General features: G+C 59.4%; 2 protein-coding genes. Both read left to right on the forward strand.

Annotated elements, in window-relative coordinates; translation table 11 throughout:
* Nucleotides 1–250: 250 nt before the first annotated feature.
* Complete coding sequence (locus PSV23_RS07095) at nucleotides 251–1591, forward strand: IS110 family transposase (protein ID WP_300467319.1); 1341 nt, start codon at nucleotides 251–253, stop codon at nucleotides 1589–1591.
* Between the two features lie 289 nt (nucleotides 1592–1880).
* Nucleotides 1881–3221, forward strand: a complete 1341-nt coding sequence (locus tag PSV23_RS07100) for an IS110 family transposase (RefSeq protein WP_300467319.1) — start codon at nucleotides 1881–1883, stop codon at nucleotides 3219–3221.
* Nucleotides 3222–3267 lie beyond the last annotated feature (46 nt).

Below are 3267 nucleotides of genomic sequence, written 5' to 3' on the forward strand. Positions count from 1 at the left end.
GTTAGGGTTTCATGCCCCGCGCGGCGGTGCCCATTGTGCAAAGGAAACTGGCTGCGATGTGGCAAGGTGGGAGGCGGCACCGCCAAAGACCGGACAGTCAATGGCGCGCAATGCCCGACAGTTAGGGTGGTCAAGGGTGACGTCATTGGCACTGGTGAATCGATGAGAGTCGATATCCCGTTTGAGAGATTGAGCAAGACGACGTACCCGAGGCGGTGCCGTTCCCATGGACATGTTAATGGAGCACGGCATGACGCAGCAAGAAAAGCCCAAGAAAAGGGGTCCACGCCTGGAGGTGACCAACCCCAACGCGGCGGGCATCGACATAGGCAGCGCATCGCACTATGTGGCGGTGCCTGCCGACAGAGACGACGAGCCGGTACGGGAGTTCAAGAGCTTCACGGTGGACGTGCACAAGCTGGCCGATTGGCTGGAGGCTTGCGGCGTTGACACGGTGGCGATGGAATCGACCGGGGTGTACTGGATACCGGTGTATGAGATCTTGGAGCGGCGCGGGTTCACTGTGCTGCTGGTCAACGCCAGGCACGTCAAGAACGTGGCGGGGCGCAAGTCTGATGTGCTGGACTGCCAATGGCTGCAGCAGTTGCACAGCTATGGCCTGCTGCGCGGGGCGTTCCGCCCGGCAGACCAGATCTGCGTGCTGCGCTCACTGAACCGCCAACGTGGCATGTTGCTGCGCATGCAGGCCAGGCATATCCAACACATGCAAAAGGCGCTGGTGCAGATGAACATCCAACTGGCCAATGTGATCTCCGACGTGGTGGGCGATACGGGGCAAAAGATTCTGCGCGCCATCGTGGCCGGAGAGCGCAACCCGCATGTGTTGGCAGGCATGAAGAACGTGCGCATCAAGGCCAGCGAAGAAGAGATCGTGCAAAGCCTGCGAGGCAATTGGCGCGACGAGCATGTGTTCTCGCTCAAGCAGGCGCTGGAGTTGTTTGATGAGTATTCCAAAAAGGTGGCCGACTGCGACGAGCTGATGGAGCAGCAAATGATTGTGCTGCACCAGCACGATGGGGTGCCGCAAAAGGCGCGCAAGCAAAGCGGGCGCAATAAGCCGAAATATGATTTGCGCACGCGGCTGTATCAGATGTGCGGTGTGGACCTGACGCGCATTGACGGCATTGACGTGGGCACGGCGATGACTGTGCTGGCCGAGGTGGGCGTGGACATGAGCAAATTCCCGACGGTCAAGCACTTCGCGGCTTGGCTGGGTTTATGCCCTGGCACCAAGATATCTGGCGGCAAGGTGCTGGGCAGCAAAACCCAGAAATGCGCGAACAAGACGGCGCAGGCATTGAGGCAGGCTGCCTCGTGCTTGAAAAACAGCCAATCGGCGCTGGGCGCGTATTACCGGCGCATGTGCGCCAAGATGGACAAACCCAAGGCCATCACGGCAGCGGCGCACAAACTGGCGCGGCTGATCTACACGATGATCACCAGAGGTGAGGAATACGTGGACCAGGGCCAGACGTACTACGAAGAGCGCTACCGACAGCGCGTGGAAATCAACCTGCGGCGCAAGGCCGAGATGCTGGGCATGCGCCTTGTGCCGATGGAGGTCGCATGAACACCCCTATACAAATCAAATACTTAGGATGTGTTTCTTGAGAGGGTTTCATGCCCCGCGCGGCGGTGCCCATTGTGCAAAGGAAACTGGCTGCGATGTGGCAAGGTGGGAGGCGGCACCGCCAAAGACCGGACAGTCAATGGCGCGCAATGCCCGACAGTTAGGGTGGTCAAGGGTGACGTCATTGGCACTGGTGAATCGATGAGAGTCGATATCCCGTTTGAGAGATTGAGCAAGACGACGTACCCGAGGCGGTGCCGTTCCCATGGACATGTTAATGGAGCACGGCATGACGCAGCAAGAAAAGCCCAAGAAAAGGGGTCCACGCCTGGAGGTGACCAACCCCAACGCGGCGGGCATCGACATAGGCAGCGCATCGCACTATGTGGCGGTGCCTGCCGACAGAGACGACGAGCCGGTACGGGAGTTCAAGAGCTTCACGGTGGACGTGCACAAGCTGGCCGATTGGCTGGAGGCTTGCGGCGTTGACACGGTGGCGATGGAATCGACCGGGGTGTACTGGATACCGGTGTATGAGATCTTGGAGCGGCGCGGGTTCACTGTGCTGCTGGTCAACGCCAGGCACGTCAAGAACGTGGCGGGGCGCAAGTCTGATGTGCTGGACTGCCAATGGCTGCAGCAGTTGCACAGCTATGGCCTGCTGCGCGGGGCGTTCCGCCCGGCAGACCAGATCTGCGTGCTGCGCTCACTGAACCGCCAACGTGGCATGTTGCTGCGCATGCAGGCCAGGCATATCCAACACATGCAAAAGGCGCTGGTGCAGATGAACATCCAACTGGCCAATGTGATCTCCGACGTGGTGGGCGATACGGGGCAAAAGATTCTGCGCGCCATCGTGGCCGGAGAGCGCAACCCGCATGTGTTGGCAGGCATGAAGAACGTGCGCATCAAGGCCAGCGAAGAAGAGATCGTGCAAAGCCTGCGAGGCAATTGGCGCGACGAGCATGTGTTCTCGCTCAAGCAGGCGCTGGAGTTGTTTGATGAGTATTCCAAAAAGGTGGCCGACTGCGACGAGCTGATGGAGCAGCAAATGATTGTGCTGCACCAGCACGATGGGGTGCCGCAAAAGGCGCGCAAGCAAAGCGGGCGCAATAAGCCGAAATATGATTTGCGCACGCGGCTGTATCAGATGTGCGGTGTGGACCTGACGCGCATTGACGGCATTGACGTGGGCACGGCGATGACTGTGCTGGCCGAGGTGGGCGTGGACATGAGCAAATTCCCGACGGTCAAGCACTTCGCGGCTTGGCTGGGTTTATGCCCTGGCACCAAGATATCTGGCGGCAAGGTGCTGGGCAGCAAAACCCAGAAATGCGCGAACAAGACGGCGCAGGCATTGAGGCAGGCTGCCTCGTGCTTGAAAAACAGCCAATCGGCGCTGGGCGCGTATTACCGGCGCATGTGCGCCAAGATGGACAAACCCAAGGCCATCACGGCAGCGGCGCACAAACTGGCGCGGCTGATCTACACGATGATCACCAGAGGTGAGGAATACGTGGACCAGGGCCAGACGTACTACGAAGAGCGCTACCGACAGCGCGTGGAAATCAACCTGCGGCGCAAGGCCGAGATGCTGGGCATGCGCCTTGTGCCGATGGAGGTCGCATGAACACCCCTATACAAATCAAATACTTAGGATGTGTTTCTTGAGAGGC

Origin of the sequence: Brevundimonas sp. (assembly GCF_029946145.1) — a bacterium.
GTDB lineage: Bacteria > Pseudomonadota > Alphaproteobacteria > Caulobacterales > Caulobacteraceae > Brevundimonas.

Coding starts and splice junctions, on each gene's coding strand:
- PSV23_RS07100 (WP_300467319.1), top strand. CDS start 1,881: ATGACGCAGCAAGAAAAGCCCAAGAAAAGGGGTCCACGCCTGGAGGTG.
- PSV23_RS07095 (WP_300467319.1), top strand. CDS start 251: ATGACGCAGCAAGAAAAGCCCAAGAAAAGGGGTCCACGCCTGGAGGTG.